The sequence below is a fragment of the Prauserella flavalba genome (assembly GCF_003202235.1).
Taxonomy (GTDB): domain Bacteria; phylum Actinomycetota; class Actinomycetes; order Mycobacteriales; family Pseudonocardiaceae; genus Prauserella_A; species Prauserella_A flavalba.
This window is the reverse complement of sequence record NZ_MASU01000005.1, coordinates 903026-918111: the sequence shown is the minus strand read 5'-3', so window position 1 is coordinate 918111 and position 15086 is coordinate 903026. Positions and strand designations below refer to the sequence as shown.

At 73.0% G+C, this 15086-nt stretch carries 18 protein-coding genes; 7 read left to right on the top strand and 11 right to left on the bottom strand.

Translation table 11 applies throughout. The features are described from left to right. Positions 1–47: 47 nt before the first annotated feature. Positions 48–758 carry a GntR family transcriptional regulator gene (locus BA062_RS11775; protein WP_110337266.1) on the top strand — a complete coding sequence of 237 codons (711 nt, stop codon included), beginning with the start codon at positions 48–50 and terminating at the stop codon, positions 756–758. Here BA062_RS11775 and BA062_RS11770 read toward each other — a convergent pair. Further along, complete coding sequence (locus tag BA062_RS11770) at positions 736–1221, bottom strand: anthrone oxygenase family protein (protein WP_110336078.1); 486 nt, start codon at positions 1219–1221, stop codon at positions 736–738. The genes BA062_RS11775 and BA062_RS11770 overlap by 23 nt on opposite strands. Positions 1222–1344: 123 nt before the next feature. Between BA062_RS11770 and BA062_RS11765 the strand changes: the two genes are divergently transcribed. Beyond that, positions 1345–1965 carry an L-threonylcarbamoyladenylate synthase gene (locus BA062_RS11765; RefSeq protein ID WP_110336077.1) on the top strand — a complete coding sequence of 207 codons (621 nt, stop codon included), beginning with the start codon at positions 1345–1347 and terminating at the stop codon, positions 1963–1965. 88 nt (positions 1966–2053) lie between these two features. Here BA062_RS11765 and BA062_RS11760 read toward each other — a convergent pair whose 3' ends face one another. The 5 genes from BA062_RS11760 to BA062_RS11740 all read right to left on the bottom strand — a co-directional run bounded on the left by BA062_RS11760 (position 2054) and on the right by BA062_RS11740 (position 6485). Beyond that, positions 2054–3604, bottom strand: a complete 1551-nt coding sequence (locus BA062_RS11760) for a long-chain-fatty-acid--CoA ligase (RefSeq protein WP_110336076.1) — start codon at positions 3602–3604, stop codon at positions 2054–2056. A 16-nt stretch (positions 3605–3620) separates the two neighbouring features. Then, positions 3621–4790: an NADH:flavin oxidoreductase gene (locus BA062_RS11755; protein WP_110336075.1), complete on the bottom strand. Its 1170-nt coding sequence runs from the start codon at positions 4788–4790 to the stop codon at positions 3621–3623. Beyond that, positions 4787–5377 carry a TetR/AcrR family transcriptional regulator gene (locus BA062_RS40490; protein ID WP_110336074.1) on the bottom strand — a complete coding sequence of 197 codons (591 nt, stop codon included), beginning with the start codon at positions 5375–5377 and terminating at the stop codon, positions 4787–4789. The genes BA062_RS11755 and BA062_RS40490 overlap by 4 nt, the downstream gene beginning before the upstream one ends. Before the next feature lie 96 nt (positions 5378–5473). Next, the gene (locus tag BA062_RS11745) at positions 5474–6085 is read right to left on the bottom strand and encodes a class F sortase (RefSeq protein WP_110336073.1); all 612 of its coding nucleotides are present in this window, start codon (positions 6083–6085) and stop codon (positions 5474–5476) included. Between the two features lie 10 nt (positions 6086–6095). After that, a complete protein-coding gene (locus BA062_RS11740; protein WP_110336072.1) occupies positions 6096–6485 on the bottom strand; it encodes a hypothetical protein in 390 nt (129 codons plus the stop codon). Positions 6486–6665: 180 nt separating this feature from the next. On the opposite strand from BA062_RS11740, the gene BA062_RS11735 reads away from it, so the two are divergent. Continuing rightward, positions 6666–7517, top strand: coding sequence for an LLM class flavin-dependent oxidoreductase (locus tag BA062_RS11735; protein WP_110336071.1), 852 nt, complete (start codon positions 6666–6668; stop codon positions 7515–7517). After that, a complete protein-coding gene (locus tag BA062_RS11730) occupies positions 7514–7939 on the top strand; it encodes a nucleoside deaminase (protein WP_110336070.1) in 426 nt (141 codons plus the stop codon). Before BA062_RS11735 ends, BA062_RS11730 begins: the two co-directional genes overlap by 4 nt. Before the next feature lie 7 nt (positions 7940–7946). On the opposite strand, the gene BA062_RS11725 is transcribed toward BA062_RS11730, so the two are convergent. Beyond that, positions 7947–8687 carry a GAF and ANTAR domain-containing protein gene (locus BA062_RS11725; protein ID WP_245959780.1) on the bottom strand — a complete coding sequence of 247 codons (741 nt, stop codon included), beginning with the start codon at positions 8685–8687 and terminating at the stop codon, positions 7947–7949. Positions 8688–8758: 71 nt separating this feature from the next. On the opposite strand from BA062_RS11725, the gene BA062_RS11720 reads away from it, so the two are divergent. Beyond that, positions 8759–9034: a DUF2277 domain-containing protein gene (locus tag BA062_RS11720; protein WP_110336069.1), complete on the top strand. Its 276-nt coding sequence runs from the start codon at positions 8759–8761 to the stop codon at positions 9032–9034. Positions 9035–9059: 25 nt separating this feature from the next. Next, positions 9060–9908 carry a pentapeptide repeat-containing protein gene (locus BA062_RS11715; RefSeq protein ID WP_110336068.1) on the top strand — a complete coding sequence of 283 codons (849 nt, stop codon included), beginning with the start codon at positions 9060–9062 and terminating at the stop codon, positions 9906–9908. Positions 9909–9911: 3 nt separating this feature from the next. Here the strand turns inward: BA062_RS11715 and BA062_RS11710 are convergent, their stop codons facing one another. The 3 genes from BA062_RS11710 to BA062_RS11700 form a co-directional block, all read right to left on the bottom strand. Beyond that, positions 9912–11129: an RNA polymerase sigma factor gene (locus BA062_RS11710; protein WP_110336067.1), complete on the bottom strand. Its 1218-nt coding sequence runs from the start codon at positions 11127–11129 to the stop codon at positions 9912–9914. Positions 11130–11135: 6 nt separating this feature from the next. Beyond that, positions 11136–11489: a YciI family protein gene (locus tag BA062_RS11705; protein WP_110336066.1), complete on the bottom strand. Its 354-nt coding sequence runs from the start codon at positions 11487–11489 to the stop codon at positions 11136–11138. Positions 11490–11589: 100 nt separating this feature from the next. After that, positions 11590–12708 carry an NDMA-dependent alcohol dehydrogenase gene (locus BA062_RS11700; RefSeq protein WP_110336065.1) on the bottom strand — a complete coding sequence of 373 codons (1119 nt, stop codon included), beginning with the start codon at positions 12706–12708 and terminating at the stop codon, positions 11590–11592. 380 nt (positions 12709–13088) lie between these two features. On the opposite strand from BA062_RS11700, the gene BA062_RS11695 reads away from it, so the two are divergent. After that, on the top strand, positions 13089–14348 hold the full coding sequence (locus BA062_RS11695; RefSeq protein WP_425452892.1) for an MFS transporter: 1260 nt from the start codon (positions 13089–13091) through the stop codon (positions 14346–14348). A 21-nt stretch (positions 14349–14369) separates the two neighbouring features. On the opposite strand, the gene BA062_RS11690 is transcribed toward BA062_RS11695, so the two are convergent. Next, positions 14370–15041 (bottom strand): IclR family transcriptional regulator, encoded by a 672-nt coding sequence (locus BA062_RS11690; RefSeq protein ID WP_110336063.1) that lies wholly within the window; start codon positions 15039–15041, stop codon positions 14370–14372. Positions 15042–15086 lie beyond the last annotated feature (45 nt).

The following is a 15086-nucleotide window of genomic DNA, read 5'->3' as shown; positions in this document are numbered from 1 at the left end:
GAACCGGAGCGCCTCGGTGCTCCCTGGCAGCAGTGAGGGTCGACGACATGAGTCAGGCGTCCAGCGCGCCCCGGCGCACTCGCTCCCGGCCCGCCCGCGAGCCGAAACGCGGCCTGCCCGACGAGGTGGCCACGTACGTGCGTGAGCTGATCATGTCCGGGCAGCTGCGGTTTCCCGAGTTCGTGCGGCTGGAGCGGATCGCCGACGAGCTCGGCGTGAGCGTCACCCCGGTGCGCGAGGGCCTGCTCACCCTCCGGGCCGAGGGGCTGCTGCAACTGGAACCCCGGCGTGGGTTCATGGTCGCACCGCTCTCCGGTGACGACATCCGCGACCTGTTCTGGGTACAGGCCCAGCTGGAGGGCGAGCTGGTCGCGCGGGCGACGCCCCGGCTCACCGAACAGGACCTGGCGACGCTCGACGAGATCCAGGCAAGCCTCGCCGCCGCGCTCGCCGAGAACCGGGTGGAGGAGATCGAGAGCCTCAACCACGAGTTCCACAACCTGCTGGCCCGGGCGGGCCGGTCACCGAAGCTGACGTGGTTCCTGGCCCAGTCGGTCAAGCACACGCCCTCGCGCTTCTACGAGACGATCGGCGGCTGGGTGCAGGCGTCGGTGAACGACCACTACCCGATACTGGAGGCACTGCACGCCCGCGACGCCGAGGCGGCGCGGGCGGCGATGCTCGCCCATATCCGCAACGCCGGCGAACTGCTCAGCCGCCACGTCGACAACCGGCTCACCGGGGGGCAGGCGGGCTGACCGGACGGCGGCGGCTCGCGTCGACGGCCACGCGCAGCAGCACGAACGCGACGAACGCCGCGGCGCTGCGCACCTGGTTGAACACCTCCCAGCGCTGCAACTGGGCGGCATGGTCCGGGGGCGGCGTCGTCGCGGCCCAGACCTTGATGCGCCCGTTGATCGGGACGTTGCCGAAACGGGTGACGAGGAACGACCCGGCACACAACGCGGAGGCGATCGCCGCACACCTCCGCGCACGCCCCCGCGTGGTGATCGCCAGTGCGAGGGCGCTCACCACCGACAGGCCCATGAGCGTCTGCATGACCGGCCCGTTCATCCGCATCAGCGCGGTGTGGAACTGCAGCCGCACGTCGAGCGGCACGACGTCGAACGTCGGCGCGACGTTCAGCGCGCCATAGCCGAACGCGCCGGCCAGCAGGCCGGTGAACAACAACGCCAGGGTGGGTACGAGTCTGCTGCGCATGCGCCGATCATCGGGGCCGAGTGCGCGCGGGGCGTCGTGTGCGGGAAGTGTCCCGCGCGTACTCCGAGGGGAGTAGCGGCGCGCCGGTCGTGGTTCCCAGACGGGCGGCCCTAGGCTCGGTGCATGGCGAGGTACTTCGACGTCCATCCCGACAACCCGCAGCCACGCTCGATCGGCAAGGTGGTGGAGATCCTCCGCGGCGACGGGCTGATCGCGTACCCCACCGACTCGTGCTTCGCGCTGGGCAGCCAGCTCGGCAACCGCGACGGCATCGACCGGATCCGCTCGATCCGGCAGCTCGACGACCGGCACCACTTCACGCTCGTGTGCCAGGACTTCGCCCAGCTCGGCCAGTTCGTGCACATCAGCAACGCCGTGTTCCGCGCGATCAAGGCGGCCACGCCCGGCAGCTACACGTTCATCCTTCCGGCCACGAAGGAGGTGCCGCGCAGGCTGCTGCACCCGAAGAAGAAGACCGTCGGCGTGCGCATCCCCGAGCACACCGTGGCCCAGGCGCTGCTGGCCGAGCTCGGCGAGCCGATGCTGTCCAGCACGCTGCTGCTGCCCGGCGAGGAGGAGCCGCTGACCCAGGGCTGGGAGATCAAGGAGCAGCTCGACCACGTGCTGGACGCCGTGATCGACTCCGGCGAGTGCGGCACCGAGCCCACCACGGTGGTGGACTTCTCCGCCGACGAACCCGAGATCGTGCGCGTCGGCGCCGGCGACGTCGCCCGGTTCGGCTGACCGCCGCGCCCGAACGCAGTGAAGGCCACCTTCACTGCGTTGAACGCAGGCAGGGTGGCCTTCACTGCGGTCGGGGGAGCTGGACGGGTCAGAGTGCGCGCTGCCTGCCCGCCCAGTACGGCGCCCGCAGCGTTCGTTTGAGGATCTTGCCGGTGGCGTTGCGGGGCAAGGACTCCACGACGTCCACAGTGGCCGGGCACTTGTAGCGGGCCAGGCGCGCCCGGCAGAACTCGATCACGTCGTCCTCGTCGAGTGTCGCGCCCTCGGCCGGGACGAGCACCGCCTTCACGGTCTCTCCCCACTTGTCGTCGGGCACACCGATGACGGCGCATTCGGCGACACCCGGGTACTCGGCCAGCACCCGCTCCACCTCGGCGGGGTACACGTTCTCCCCACCGGTGATGATCATGTCCTTCACCCGGTCCTCGAGGTAGAGGTAACCGTGCTCGTCGCGGCGTCCCGCGTCGCCGGTGCGCAGCCACCCGGCCACGATCGTCGCCTCGGTTTCCTTCGGCCGCCGCCAGTAGCCGCTCATGACCTGCTCCGACCGGACCTGGAACTCGCCCAGCTGGCCGTCGGGCACCGGCTCGCCCGTCGCCGGGTCCACCACGCGCACCTCGACGCCGTCGACGGGCCGTCCCGCCGAGGTGAGCCGTTCGGGATGCGCGGTGTCCCGGTGGTCGCCGGGCCCCAGCACGGCGAAGACACCCGAGGCCTCCGTCATCCCGTAGACCTGGTAGAAGCCCACCGGGAAGACGTCCATCGCCTTGTGCAGCAACGGGGTCGGCATGGGGGAGCCGCCGTAGCCGAGGCAGCGCAGCGACGAGTAGTCGAAGTCGGCGACGCCCGGCACCTGGAGGAAGAAGCCGAACACGGCGGGGACGAAGAACGCGTGGGTCACGCGCTCGGGCCCGAACCGTGCCAGGATGTCCGCGGGGACGATCTCGCGTACCACGATCGTCTCGCAGCCCCTCGACATGCCCGCGAGCGCCCAGCTGGTGCCGCCCACATGGAACAGCGGCATCGCCACCATGTTCACCGAGTCGCGGGTGAAGCCGAACGCGTCCGCCGCGGCCACCGAGTGCGCGCCGAGGGAGCGGTGGGTCAGCATCGCGCCCTTGGGGTGCCCGGTGGTGCCGGAGGTGTAGAGCTGGAGGAAGCAGTCGTCCGGCCCGGCGTGGTGGCCGGGCTCGGAGTCGCTGCCCGTGTCCAGGAACGCCTCGTAGCCGTCCTCGTCGCCGCCGACGGTGATCACGCGCTCGACGGCGTCGAGGTCGTCGCGGATCTGCTCGAGCACGGGCAGCAACTCGGCACCGGCGAACACCACGCGGGCGCCGGAGTCGTTGAGCACGTAGGCGAGCTCGGCGGGGGCCAGCCGGAAGTTCACCACCGCGTTGACCGTGCCGGCCAGGCCGCAGGCCAGCGTGGTCTCCAGGCACGCGGCGTGGTTCTTGTCCACGAAGGCGACCCGGTCGCCGGGGGCCAGCCCGGCCGCCGCCTGCGCCGTCGCATGCCGCCGGACGCGCGCGGCGAGCTCGCCCCACGTGCGCGCGTGTTCGCCGAACCGCAGCGCGATCCGTCCCGGGTCCTCCCGCTCCCAGTGGCGCACCATGTCGAAGACGTGACCGCTGCTGGTCATCGGCGACCCTCCAGGCTCAGCTCGCGTCGGTGGTGAGCACGCAGTGCGTCCCCCGGTAGATCGTGGGCATGCACTTGTTGCAGTGTATGCACAACGAGCGTGCCGAGGGGTCGGCCTGGAGCCGCCGCGGCAGGTCCGGTTCCCGGAGCAGCGCCCGCGCCATCGCGACGAACGCGAAGCCGTGGCGCATCGCCAGCTCCATCGTCTCGGCGCGGGTGATGCCGCCGAGCAGGATCAGCGGCAGGTCCACGGCCGCGCGGAACTGGAGCGCCCGGTCGAGCAGGTACGCCTCGCGGTAGGGGTACGCGCGCAGGAAGGTGTTGCCGGAGAGGCGGATCCCCCAGCGCAGCGGCGGCGGGAACCGCGCGGCGAACTGCCGCAGCGGGACGTCGCCGGTGAACAGGTACATGGGGTTGAGCAGTGAGCTGCCCGCCGTGAGCTCGAGCGCGTCCACGGTGCCCTCGGCGGCGAGCCACCGCGCCACCTGCACGCTCTCGTCGAGCCAGAACCCGCCCGCCACGCCGTCGTCCATGTTGAGCTTCGCGGTGACGGCGATGCGGTCGCCGACGGCCTCGCGCACGGCCCGCGCGATGCCGAGGGCGAGCCGTGCCCGGTTGCGCAGGCTCCCGCCGTAGCGGTCTCGGCGCCGGTTGAGCTTCGGGCTGAGGAACGCGCTCGCGAGGTAGTTGTGTCCGAAGTGGAGCTCGACGGCGTCGAACCCGGCTTCGATCGCGACCAGTGCGGCGTCGGCGTGCGCGGCGACGATCCGGTCGAGGTCGTCGGCGCCGGCGGCGCGGATCATGCGCAGGCTCAGCGGGCTCGGCAGCCTGCTCGGCGCGAGGGCCGGCACGCCGTTGGACGCCGCGTTGGCGACCGGGCCCGCGTGCCCGAGCTGGGCGCTGATCGCCGCGCCCTCCGCGTGGACGGCGTCGGTGAGCCTGCGCAGTCCCGGCACGGCGTCGGCGCGCATGCGGATCTGGTGCCGGTCGGTGCCGCCCTCGGGGGCCACCGCGCAGTACGCGAGCGTGGTGAGGGCCGCTCCGCCGCGGGCGACGCGGACGTGGAAGTCGACGAGCCGGTCGGTGACCTCGCCGTTCGGCGTGGCCCCCTCGAACGTCGCGGCCTTGACGATCCGGTTGCGCAGCCGCACGGGGCCCAGCGCGGCGGGGGCGAAGACGTCGGTCACGGCGCGTCCAGTCCCGCGGTGACGAACGAGTGCAGCGCCCGGTACGCGGCGCGCCCGGGCCGCGGTGGGTCGGCCGCGGGGTCGGCGAACGTGTGCAGCACCAGGTCGAAGGCCAGCAGCCAGCGCCTGCTCGCGACGGAGGCGCTGAGGTCGGGCCGGGCGGCGCGCAGCAGGCTCACCCACGGACGGAGGCTGAACCAGTCCGACGTCCAGGACACGTCCCAGCGGCCGAGCACCACACGGGCCAGCAGGCGCAGCCGCAGACGGCCCGTCGGATCGGCGGCCAGCGCGGCCAGCGGAGCCAGCACCACCTCCACCAGCTCGCCGACCGCGGGCGGCGCACCGGTTCTCCTGCGGGCGGTGAGCGAGGCGAGGCCGTCCTGCCAGAGCGGCGCGAGCCTGGTCTCCAGCAGCGCGGCGACGAGTGCCTCCTTGGAGCCGAAGTGGTAGTGCACGGCGGCGGGGTTCATGCCCGCGGCGCCGTTGATGGCCCGGACGGAGACGGCGTCGTAGCCGTGTTCGGCGAAGAGCTCCTCGGCGACGTCGAGCAGGCGCTCGCGTGTGCCGGGCGTGGCGGTGGTGGCCATAGCTACCAGTGAACCGCACTTCCATCAGCGGTTCAATCACTGATTGACTCGATGAGTCCGGTCGGCTCGGCCATGCGGCGCTCTGCTCGCACCCGGTCACCGCTCCAGCACGGCGTAGACGATGATGTTGTCGAGGTAGCGCCGTCCGGTGCGGTCGAACTCCCCGCCGCAGGTGATCAGCCGCAGCTCCGCGCCTGGCGTGTCGCCGTACACGACCTCGGCGGGGAAGGCGTCTTTGGCGTGCCGTTCCCGGCGGGTGGTGACGAACACCGCCGTGGTCCCGTCCGCCCGGTCGACGAGGACGCGCTGTCCCGGTTCCAGCTCGGCGAGCCGGAAGAACACCGCGGGACCCTGGTAGGAGTCGACGTGCCCGGCGATGACGGCGGGCCCGCGTTCGCCCGGTTCGGGGCCGCCGCGCCACCAGCCGGTGCCCTCGTCGGTGTCCGGTGCGGGCAGGACGTTGTCGGCACCGACGTCGAGCGGGGTGACCGGGGCGTCGACGCCGATGGCGGGGATGCGGAGCCGCACCGGCGCCGCGGCCTGGGCGTCCGCTGGCGTACTCGCCGGGGGCGGGGCGCTCGCGGCCGTGGTGCCCACGCCGCGGGGCGGCAGCGCCGGACCGCACCCGGCGAGCAGCGCGAGCAGTGCGACGGTGGTGGCCGCGAGGCGAGCGCGGCCACCACCGCTCAGCGGGGAGCCTGCGGGCATGGCGGGCGGTTCAGCCGCGGCCGCCGGTCGCGAGCCTGCGGACGAGCAGCACCCCGCCCGCCGTGGCCAGCGCCGTGCCGCCGACGAAGGCGATCGGAAGGATCGGGTCGTCGGCGACGGTGCCACCGGCCCCCGCCTCGATCCCACCGCTCGGCGGCGCGTCGTCATCGTCGTCGGCCGTACCGCCGAATCCGGTCTCCACCCCGCCTCTGGGGGCCGCGTCGTCGTCATCGTCGGCGGAGCCACCCGCGGCTCCGTCGTCACCGTCGTCGTCGGCCTGGTAGGCCGCGGGTGCGCCGTCGGCGACGGCCGGGGCGGCGAGCGCCGGCGCCGCGGCACCGAGCGCCACGCCACCGCCGAGCAGCACGGCCAGGAGCAGTTTCCGCACAGGATTGGACATGTCGAAAACCCTTTCGAGAGCGCGGCTTCCGAACCGGAACCGCGGGCGAGCGCGAGGTCCCGGCCGGGACGTCGCGGACCGGTTCACCCGGTCGGTCCGAAGTCTCGCCACGCTGCACCGGCGTTCCGATGAAACCGGGATGAAAGACCTTTCACGAAGGAATCCCTCTAGCCTGAAGCCATGCGACTCGGCGTCAACGTCCTCAACTTCGGGCCCGGCACCGATCCCGGCGTGCTCCGGCAGTGGGCCCGCACGGTCGAGGGGCTCGGTTTCGACCTGCTGATGGTCTCCGACCACGTCGCGGTGACCCCGGATGTCGCCGCGCAGTACCCTGCGCCGTTCTACGAGCCGTTCACCACCCTGTCCTGGCTGGCGGGCGTCACCGACCGCGTGCGGCTCGGGACCACCGTGCTCGTGGCGCCGTACCGGCATCCGCTGCTGATCGCGCGCATGGCGGCGAACCTCAACGACCTCAGCGGCGGCCGGTTCGTGCTCGGTGTCGGGGTCGGCTGGGCGCGGCAGGAGTACGAGGCGCTCGGCGTGCCCTTCGAGCGGCGCGGCGCGCTCACCGACGAGACGTTGCGCATGCTGCGGGAGGCGTGGGCGAACGAGTCCGACTACCGCGCCGGTGACGTCCCGGTGTGGGTCGGCGGCAACAGCGCCGCGGGCCGCCGCCGCGCGGTCCGGTTCGGTGACGCGTGGCATCCGCTGCGGTTCGAGGCGGGCTGGCTGGACGAGTCAGCGCAGCGGCTCAAGGCCGACGCCGACGCACTGGGGCGCCCGGTGCCCGCGCTCGCGCCCCGCATCGTGCTGCGCCTGACCGATACGCCGTTGACCGCGCCGGGGCGGCTCGCCGGCGAGGGCAGCATCGAGCAGATCGCAGGTGACCTGGAGCGGCTGCGGCTGCTCGGCGCCGACACGGTCGTGCTCGACCCCTTCGGCGGCGACCCGGCCGAGACGCACCACCCCGAGCGGGCGTGGCAGGCGCTGGCGGCGGTGGCCGCCCACTGGAACCGGAGGGAGACCTCGTGACCCACGACGACGACCATTTCCTGCGCAGGGCGATCGCGCTCGCCGCCAAGGCCCGCGAGTCCGGGGAGGCACCGTTCGGCTCGCTGCTCGCCGGGCCCGGCGGCGACGTCCTCGCCGAGGCGTGGAACACCGTGCTGGGCGACCGCGACATCAGCGCCCACCCCGAGCTGAAACTCGCGAAATGGGCGGCGCGGGAACTGGACCGCGACACCGCGGCGGGCACCACCCTCTACACCAGCTGCCAGCCGTGCGAGATGTGCGCGGGGGCGCTCGCGCGCTCCGGCGTGGGCCGTGTCGTGTTCGCGCTGTCGGGGGAACAGCTGGCGAGCCTGCAGCCACCCGGTACCGGGTTTGCGGCCGTGCCGCAGGAGGGCCCCGCGCTGTTCGACGAGGCGCGGGTTCCGGTGGAGGGCTACTACTGATGAGCCGCTAACGGCGCCGCAGCGACGTCAGCAGCTCGCGGGCGACCTCGCGTAGCTTCGTGTTGCGGACCTGCGACTCGTGGGCAAGCAGCAGGAACGCCTCGTCCGCTGAGCAGCCGTGCAGCGCCATCAGCACGCCCTTGGCCTGCTCGATGTCGGCGCGCGAGACGAGCGCGAACTCCAGCTGCTCGACCTGGCGGAGCGAGCGCTGCCAGCGGCGGGCGTTGCAGATCGCGGCGGAGGCCGCCACGGTGAACACGCCCATGAGGCTTTCGTCGAAGGGATCGAACGCGGTCTCGTCGCCGCTGTAGAGGTTCAGCGAGCCCCACATCGGCTCGTCGTCGGCGGCCACCACGAGCGGTACCGACAGTGCCGCCCGCAGGCCGGCACCGTGCGCGGCCTCGGCGAACTCGGGCCACGGCGCGGGCCCCGAACCGGCGACGGCGCGGACCACCCGGCGGGTGGTGGCGGCCAGCACGCACGGGCCCCGGCCCACGACGTACTGGACGTGCTCGAGCTCGGTGATGTCGCCCGCCGTCGCCGCGGCCGTGCTCAGCTGCCCGTCGTCGAGCAGCGTGACGCTCGCGTGCCGGGCGTCGGGAACGGCGGCCACCGCCCCCGCGGTGACCCGGCACAGCGCGCGCTCCAGCGGCTCGGCCGCGCTCATTTCGTCGTGCAACAGGCGGAGGGCGGTGGCGACTTCATCGAGCTGGATCAGCTGCTCAGGGCCCTGGGGTGTGGTGCCCACCAGGTAGGTGTACACCGTCGCGCGGTCGGCGGGAAGGCCTTTGGCCCCGGCCCGGCGCGTAGGCTGAACGCATGTGCCGCAACATCACCGTTCTTCGCGGGCTCGAGCCGTCGGCGACGCCGGAGGAGATCGAGGCCGCCGCCCGGCAGTACGTACGGAAGGTCAGCGGAGTCCAGTCCGTGTCGGACGCGACCCGCGAGCCGTTCGAGCGGGCCGTCAGCGAGATCGCCGAGATCACCACGCGGCTGCTCGCCGAGCTTCCCGCCCGGCGGAACCCGCCGTCGACGGTGCCGCCACTGCGCAGGCCCGAGGTGCGCGCGAGGATGGCCGCGAAGTCCCAGGCCTGACAGCCGCCTCGCAGGAGATCTCCCCATGCCAGAACCTTCCGCGCCGCCCGGCGCGGCCACCGCGACCGACGGCTTCCGGACCCGGTTGCGGGCCGACTGCGCGAGCTGCTTCGGGCTGTGCTGCGTCGTTCCCGCCTTCGCCGCGTCGGCCGACTTCGCCGTCGACAAGCCCGCGCGCACGCCGTGCCGCAACCTCCTCGCCGACTTCGGCTGCGGCATCCATGACCGGTTGCGGGACAAGGGTTTCCCCGGCTGCACGGTGTACGACTGCTTCGGCGCGGGCCAGCACGTCTCCCAGGTCACCTTTGCTGGGCGGGACTGGCGCGGCGCGCCCGAGACCGCGGAGCGGATGTTCACCGTCTTCCCCGTGATGCGGGAGCTGCACGAGCTTCTGTGGTACGTCAACGAGGCGCTGACCCTGCGAGCGGCGCGCCCGGTGCATGCCGACCTGACGGCCGCGCGCGAGGAGACAGAACGACTCACGCTACTGGAGCCGGACGCGCTCGCCGGGCTCGACGTGGGCCCGCACTGGCGGTCGGTGAACGCCCTGCTGTCGCGCGCGAGCGAGCTGGCGCGGCGCGGGGTGCGGCGGCCCGCCGAACTGCGGGGTGCCGACCTGATCGGCCGGGACTTCCGCAAGGCCGACCTGCGTGGTGCGAACCTGAGGGGCGCGTTCCTGATCGGGGCCGATCTCCGTGACGCCGATCTGCGGCTGGCCGACGTCGTCGGTGCCGACACGCGGGGCGCGGATCTGCGGGGCGCCGACCTGAGCACGAGCCTGTTCCTGATCCAGTCCCAGCTCGACGCCGCGAAAGGCGACGGCGGCACGACACTGCCGTCGACCCTGACCCGGCCGGGTCACTGGCCCGCCTGAGCCTCAGCCCAGTCCGGCGAGCCTGCGCCGCAGCAGTGCCTGCTCGGCCTCGTTGGCGGTGCGCTCGAGCGCCGTCTCGTACGCCCGCGCCGCCTCGCCGGTCCGGCCGAGCCTGCCGAGCAGGTCGGCGCGGATGGCGTGGAACAGGTGGTAGCGGTCGAGCTTCAGCTCGTCGACGAGCGCGAGCGCGACGGCGGGCCCCTCCACCTCGGCCACGGCGACGGCGCGGTTCAGCGCCACCACCGGGTTCGGCGCGATCGCCAGCAGCTGGTCGTACAGCCGCACGATCTGGTGCCAGTCGGTCTCGGCGGTGCTCGGGGCGTCGCTGTGGACGGCGTTGATGGCGGCCTGGAGCTGGTAGGGGCCGGGCCGGTTGCGGCGCAGGCATTCCCGCACCAGTGCCTGGCCCTCGGCGACGAGCGCCCGGTCCCAGCGGCCGCGGTCCTGGTCGGCCAGCAGCACCACCTCGCCGTTCTCGCCGGTGCGCGCCGCGCGGCGGGACTCGCTGAGCAGCAGCAGCGCGAGCAGGCCCAGCGCCTCCGGCTCGCCCGGCAGCAGGCCGGCGAGCAGCCGGGCCAGGCGCACCGCCTCCGCGCACAGGTCCTCGCGGACGAGCGCCTGGCCCGTGCTCGCGGTGTGCCCCTCGTTGTAGATCAGGTACACCACGGCGAGCACTCCGGCGAGCCGCTCGGGCAGGTCGGCCTCGTCCGGCACCCGGTACGGGATGCCCGCGTCGCGGATCTTGGCCTTCGCGCGCACGATCCGCTGGGCCAGGGTGGGCTCGGGCAGCAGGAACGCGCGGGCGATCTCGGCGGTGGTGAGCCCGCCGAGCAGCCGCAGTGTGAGCGCCACCCGCGCGCTCATGGCGAGCGCGGGGTGGCAGCAGGTGAAGAGCAGGCGGAGCCGTTCGTCGCGCACGGGCCCCTCCTCGGCGGGCTCGCCCCTGGCGTGCAGGAGAGCCGCCTGCGCGTACCGGTCCTGGCGGGAGGCCTCGCGGCGCAGGCGGTCGATCGTGCGGTTGCGGGCGGTGGTGATGAGCCAGCCGGCCGGGCTGGGCGGCAGCCCGGACTCGGGCCAGGCGCGCACCGCGGCGGCGAACGCGTCCTGGACCGCCTCCTCGGCGAGGTCGAGGTCGCCGAAGACGCGGACCAGGACCGCGACGGTGCGGCCGTACTCCTCGCGGAAGATCCGTTCGAGGTCCGCGGTGGACGGCTGCGCCATGTCGCTTCAGTCCCCGGCCTCGTCCTGGAACGGCCGCACCTCGACGGGCAGCGTGGTCGCCTTCGCGAGCCTGCGGCCCCAGTGCAGTGCCGAGTCCAGGTCCTCGGCCCTGATGATCGTGAAGCCACCGAGGTGCTCCTTGCCCTCGGCGAACGGGCCGTCGGTGGTGAGCACGTGGTCGCCGTCGGGGCGCAGGACGGTCGCCGACTCGGGGGAGTGCAGGCCGCCTGCGAAGACCCACGCGCCGGCGGCGCGCAGCTCCTGGTTGAGCCGCTCGAGGTCGCGCATGACCCCGGCGAGGACGTCGGGGGCGGGCACGCCGCCGGTGGGCTGGTAGATGCTGAGCAGGTACTGCTTCATGCCGCTTCTCCTCGGACCCGGCCGGCGGGCTGCCGGCCTCTCACCCTCTGTACGAACGGCGAGAGGCCGGATCGACAGCGCGGCCGAGGGGAGCAGTATCTCAGTCGTACATGATCACGCCGCGGAGGTTCTTGCCCTCCTGCAGGTCGGTGAACGCCTGGTTGATGTCCTCCAGGTCGTAGGTCTTGGTCACCAGTTCGTCGAGCATGAGCTTGCCGTCGCGATACAGGTCCAGCAGCACCGGCACGTCGTTGCGCGAGTTGGTGCTGCCGTAGAGGCAGCCCTGGAGCCGTTTGCCGGACATGGCGAAGGTGAACAGGTCGAAGTCCACGTCGCGCTGGGTGAGCGGGGCGGCCGCGGTGAGGACCATGACGCCGCCGCGGCGGGTGAGTTCCTGGGCCGGGTTCATGAGGTTGCCGTGCGCGACGCCGACGGTGACGATCACGCGGTCGGCGCCCTGGCCGTCGGTCATGCGCTCGACCAGCTGGGCGGCCTCGGCGTAGTCGCTGACGGCGTGGGTGGCGCCGAAGCGCAGTGCGGACTCGCGCTTGAACTCGACCGGGTCGATGGCGATGATGTTGCGCGCCCCCTTGTGGCGGGCGCCCTGTACGGCGTTGATGCCGACGCCGCCGGTGCCGACGATCACGACGGTGTCGTTGAGCTGCATGTCGGCGGCGTACACGGAGGAGCCCCAGCCGGTCGGGACGCCGCAGCCGATGAGGGCGGCCTTGTCGAGCGGGATGTCGCGGTCGATCTTGATCGTGGCGTCGAGCGGCGCGCACACGTAGGGGCTGAACGTGCCCAGGTAGGACATGCAGCCGACGCCCTTGCCCCTGGCGTGCACGCGGTGGGTGCCGTCGGGGGCGGTGCCGGCGAGCACGCCCGCGCCGAGTGCGCACATGTTGCTGCGGCCGGCGACGCACATCGTGCACTTGCCGCACGAGGGGAGGAACGACAGGACCACGTGGTCGCCGACCTCGACGTCGGTGACGCCGGGCCCGACCTCGGTGACGACGCCCGCGCCCTCGTGGCCGCCAAGGATGGGTGCCCACGGCAGCGGGATCACGCCATCGTCGAGGTGGTGGTCGCTGTGGCAGATGCCCGAGGCGGCGAGCTTGACCAGTACCTCGCGTTCCTTGGGCGGATCGATCTCGATGTCCTCGACGCTCCACCCGGAGTTGGTCCCCGGCTCCCACAGCAGCGCACCCTTGGTCTTCATCTCGTCTCCCGTCGCTCCAACGCCGATGTTGGCCTGATAATCGTTATACTAGATATGGGTTCTGTCAACCGTCCGCCGACGCGCGAAGGGCACCCGGGTTGCTCGTCGCGGCTGTGCCACCAATCTCATCGCCTCCCGCACAACGACTGACTCTGGTCCGTGACCAACCGGCCATGCTCCCACGCGCCGACATGCGGATTCCTTTCGGCAGAAGCGTTTCCGGCTTCGGTTGTTGGCATCGCCACACGTCCGGAAAGGAGTAGCGCGCGCGTTCCCGGGTAGCGTGAGCGGCCGCTCGGTCACCGTCGATCGCGAACCTGCCCGCCTTCCGGTGCGCGACGGTGCTTTTCCGGCGTACCACTGTCCAAAGGGGAAAGACCTTGCGGCGAGAACTGCCGCCGATGCTGCGTGCCCTCGGCAACCACAACTACCGGCTGTGGGCCACCGCCGATCTGATTTCGGTGACCGGCACGTGGATGCAGGTACTCGGCCTCAACTGGGTCGTGCTGGAGCTGACCGGGTCGGCGACGTCGGTGGGCGCGTCCATCCTGCTGAGCACCCTGCCCGCACTGCTGCTCGGCCCGTGGGCGGGTGCGCTCGCGGACCGGTTCCCGCCCCGGCGGATCATCCTCATCGCCGAGTCCACGCATCTGGCACTGGCGCTCGTCCTCGCCTACGTCGTGTGGCAGGGCCTGCCGATCGCGGCCGTGTACGCCCTGACCGCGGCCTCCGGCCTCGTCGGCACGTTCGGCGGCCCCGCGCTCGGGCGGTTCGCGAGCCAGGTCGTGCCGAGGGACGACCTCGGCAACGCGCTCGCGTGGAACTCGATCGTCAACTCCATCGGCCGTGTCCTGGGCATGAGCCTGGCCGGGGTGCTCGCGGCCGCGGTCGGCGAGCCGCTGCTCTTCCTCGTCAACGCCGCGAGCTTCGTCGCCGTCATCGCCACGATCGCCGTGATGCGCACGGGGGAGTTCCACCCGCTGGCGGTCAGCCCGCCCGAGCACGCCGGGGTGCGGGCCGGGCTGGCCTACGTGCGCGGGCACCGGGTGCTGATCATCCTGTTCGCCCTCGGTTTCGTGCTCTCCGGGCTCGGCCGCAACTACCAGGTCACGATGGCGGCGATGGCCGAGGGGCCGCTCGGCGCGGGCGCGGCCGGGTACGGGCTGCTCTCGTCGGTCTTCGCGGTCGGCACCGTGGTCGGCGGTGTCGTCACCGCCAGGATCCGCGAGCTGACGATTCCCGTGCTGCTCGGCGCGGCGGCCGTCACCAGCGTGCTCCAGGCGCTCAGCGGCTACCTGCCCGGGATCGCCGGTTTCGCCGCGATGATCCTGCCCATCGCCGCGGGCGCGGTGCTGATCGACACCGCGAAGAGCACGCGCCTGCAGCTGGACTCCGCCGAGGGCATGCGGGGCAGGGTGCTGGCGATCCAGGGCACGGTCGCCGCTGGTGCCGGCGCGGTCGGCGCGCCGCTGCTCGGCTGGCTCTGTGAGCGGCTCGGCCCCGCCGAGGCGCTGCTCGCCGCCGGGCTGGTGACCCTCGGTGCCACCGTCGTGGCGGCCGTGGCGTGGCGTTCGGCCACCCGTGTGCCGGCGGAGGAGACCGCACAGGTGGCCCCCGCGTTCGCGACGGCGGGCAGCTGACGCGGCCACGGCGAAGGCCCGTCAGTTCCCCCGCAGGCGGTCGGCGGCGGCGTGGAGCCGCTCCAGCGCCGCGGTCTCGTCGAAGCGCCCGGCGACGAACAGCACGCACACGCTGGCGACCCGGCCCGCGCGCAGCCGGACGGGGACCGCGAGCGAGCTGATGCCGGGCACCACCTCGCCGCTGGTACGCACGTGGCCGAGGTCGCGGGCGAGCGTCACCTCGGGCCGTTCGCCCGCACGCGGTGGCTGCGCGGCGAGGATCGCCAGGCCGGGCGCGCCGCGGGTGAGCGGGTGCCGCACCCCCGGCCGGTAGGAGACCGGAGCCCTGGCCGCGGGTGGCTCCACGGTCACCAGCGTCAGCGCGTCGTCGCCGTGCGGCACGGCGAGGAACGCCGTGGTGCCGGTGGCCTCCGCGACGGTGCTCAGCTCGGCGTGCGCGAGTGCCTGCAGGTCGGAATGCACCGCCGAGGCGACGGTGAGCACCGCGAGCCCCACCTCGTACCGGCCGCCCTGGCCCCGGCGCAGGTAGCCACGCGCCTCCAGCGTGCACAGCACGCGGTAGGCGATGGAGCGGTGCAGCCCGGTCGCCTCTCCGACCTGGGCCGCGGTGCAGGGCCCGTGCGCGGCGACGGCCTCCAGCACCGACAGGCCACGCTCCAGGGTCTGCAGTCCGGCCACCTTGGCTTCCGCCACGGATCGCTCGCCTCCACCCGGGGTTGTGCGCCCGCTGGGCGCGTC

What these genes read in the sequence shown, in the direction of transcription:
- BA062_RS11715 (WP_110336068.1), top strand. Translation starts at nt 9,060, where the DNA reads ATGCCAGAACCTTCCGCGCCGCCCGGCGCGGCCACCGCGACCGACGGC.
- BA062_RS11740 (WP_110336072.1), bottom strand. Translation starts at nt 6,485, where the DNA reads ATGTCCAATCCTGTGCGGAAACTGCTCCTGGCCGTGCTGCTCGGCGGT.
- BA062_RS11710 (WP_110336067.1), bottom strand. Translation starts at nt 11,129, where the DNA reads ATGGCGCAGCCGTCCACCGCGGACCTCGAACGGATCTTCCGCGAGGAG.
- BA062_RS11770 (WP_110336078.1), bottom strand. Translation starts at nt 1,221, where the DNA reads ATGCGCAGCAGACTCGTACCCACCCTGGCGTTGTTGTTCACCGGCCTG.
- BA062_RS11700 (WP_110336065.1), bottom strand. Translation starts at nt 12,708, where the DNA reads ATGAAGACCAAGGGTGCGCTGCTGTGGGAGCCGGGGACCAACTCCGGG.
- BA062_RS11705 (WP_110336066.1), bottom strand. Translation starts at nt 11,489, where the DNA reads ATGAAGCAGTACCTGCTCAGCATCTACCAGCCCACCGGCGGCGTGCCC.
- BA062_RS11765 (WP_110336077.1), top strand. Translation starts at nt 1,345, where the DNA reads ATGGCGAGGTACTTCGACGTCCATCCCGACAACCCGCAGCCACGCTCG.
- BA062_RS11775 (WP_110337266.1), top strand. Translation starts at nt 48, where the DNA reads ATGAGTCAGGCGTCCAGCGCGCCCCGGCGCACTCGCTCCCGGCCCGCC.
- BA062_RS40490 (WP_110336074.1), bottom strand. Translation starts at nt 5,377, where the DNA reads ATGGCCACCACCGCCACGCCCGGCACACGCGAGCGCCTGCTCGACGTC.
- BA062_RS11760 (WP_110336076.1), bottom strand. Translation starts at nt 3,604, where the DNA reads ATGACCAGCAGCGGTCACGTCTTCGACATGGTGCGCCACTGGGAGCGG.
- BA062_RS11735 (WP_110336071.1), top strand. Translation starts at nt 6,666, where the DNA reads ATGCGACTCGGCGTCAACGTCCTCAACTTCGGGCCCGGCACCGATCCC.
- BA062_RS11720 (WP_110336069.1), top strand. Translation starts at nt 8,759, where the DNA reads ATGTGCCGCAACATCACCGTTCTTCGCGGGCTCGAGCCGTCGGCGACG.
- BA062_RS11745 (WP_110336073.1), bottom strand. Translation starts at nt 6,085, where the DNA reads ATGCCCGCAGGCTCCCCGCTGAGCGGTGGTGGCCGCGCTCGCCTCGCG.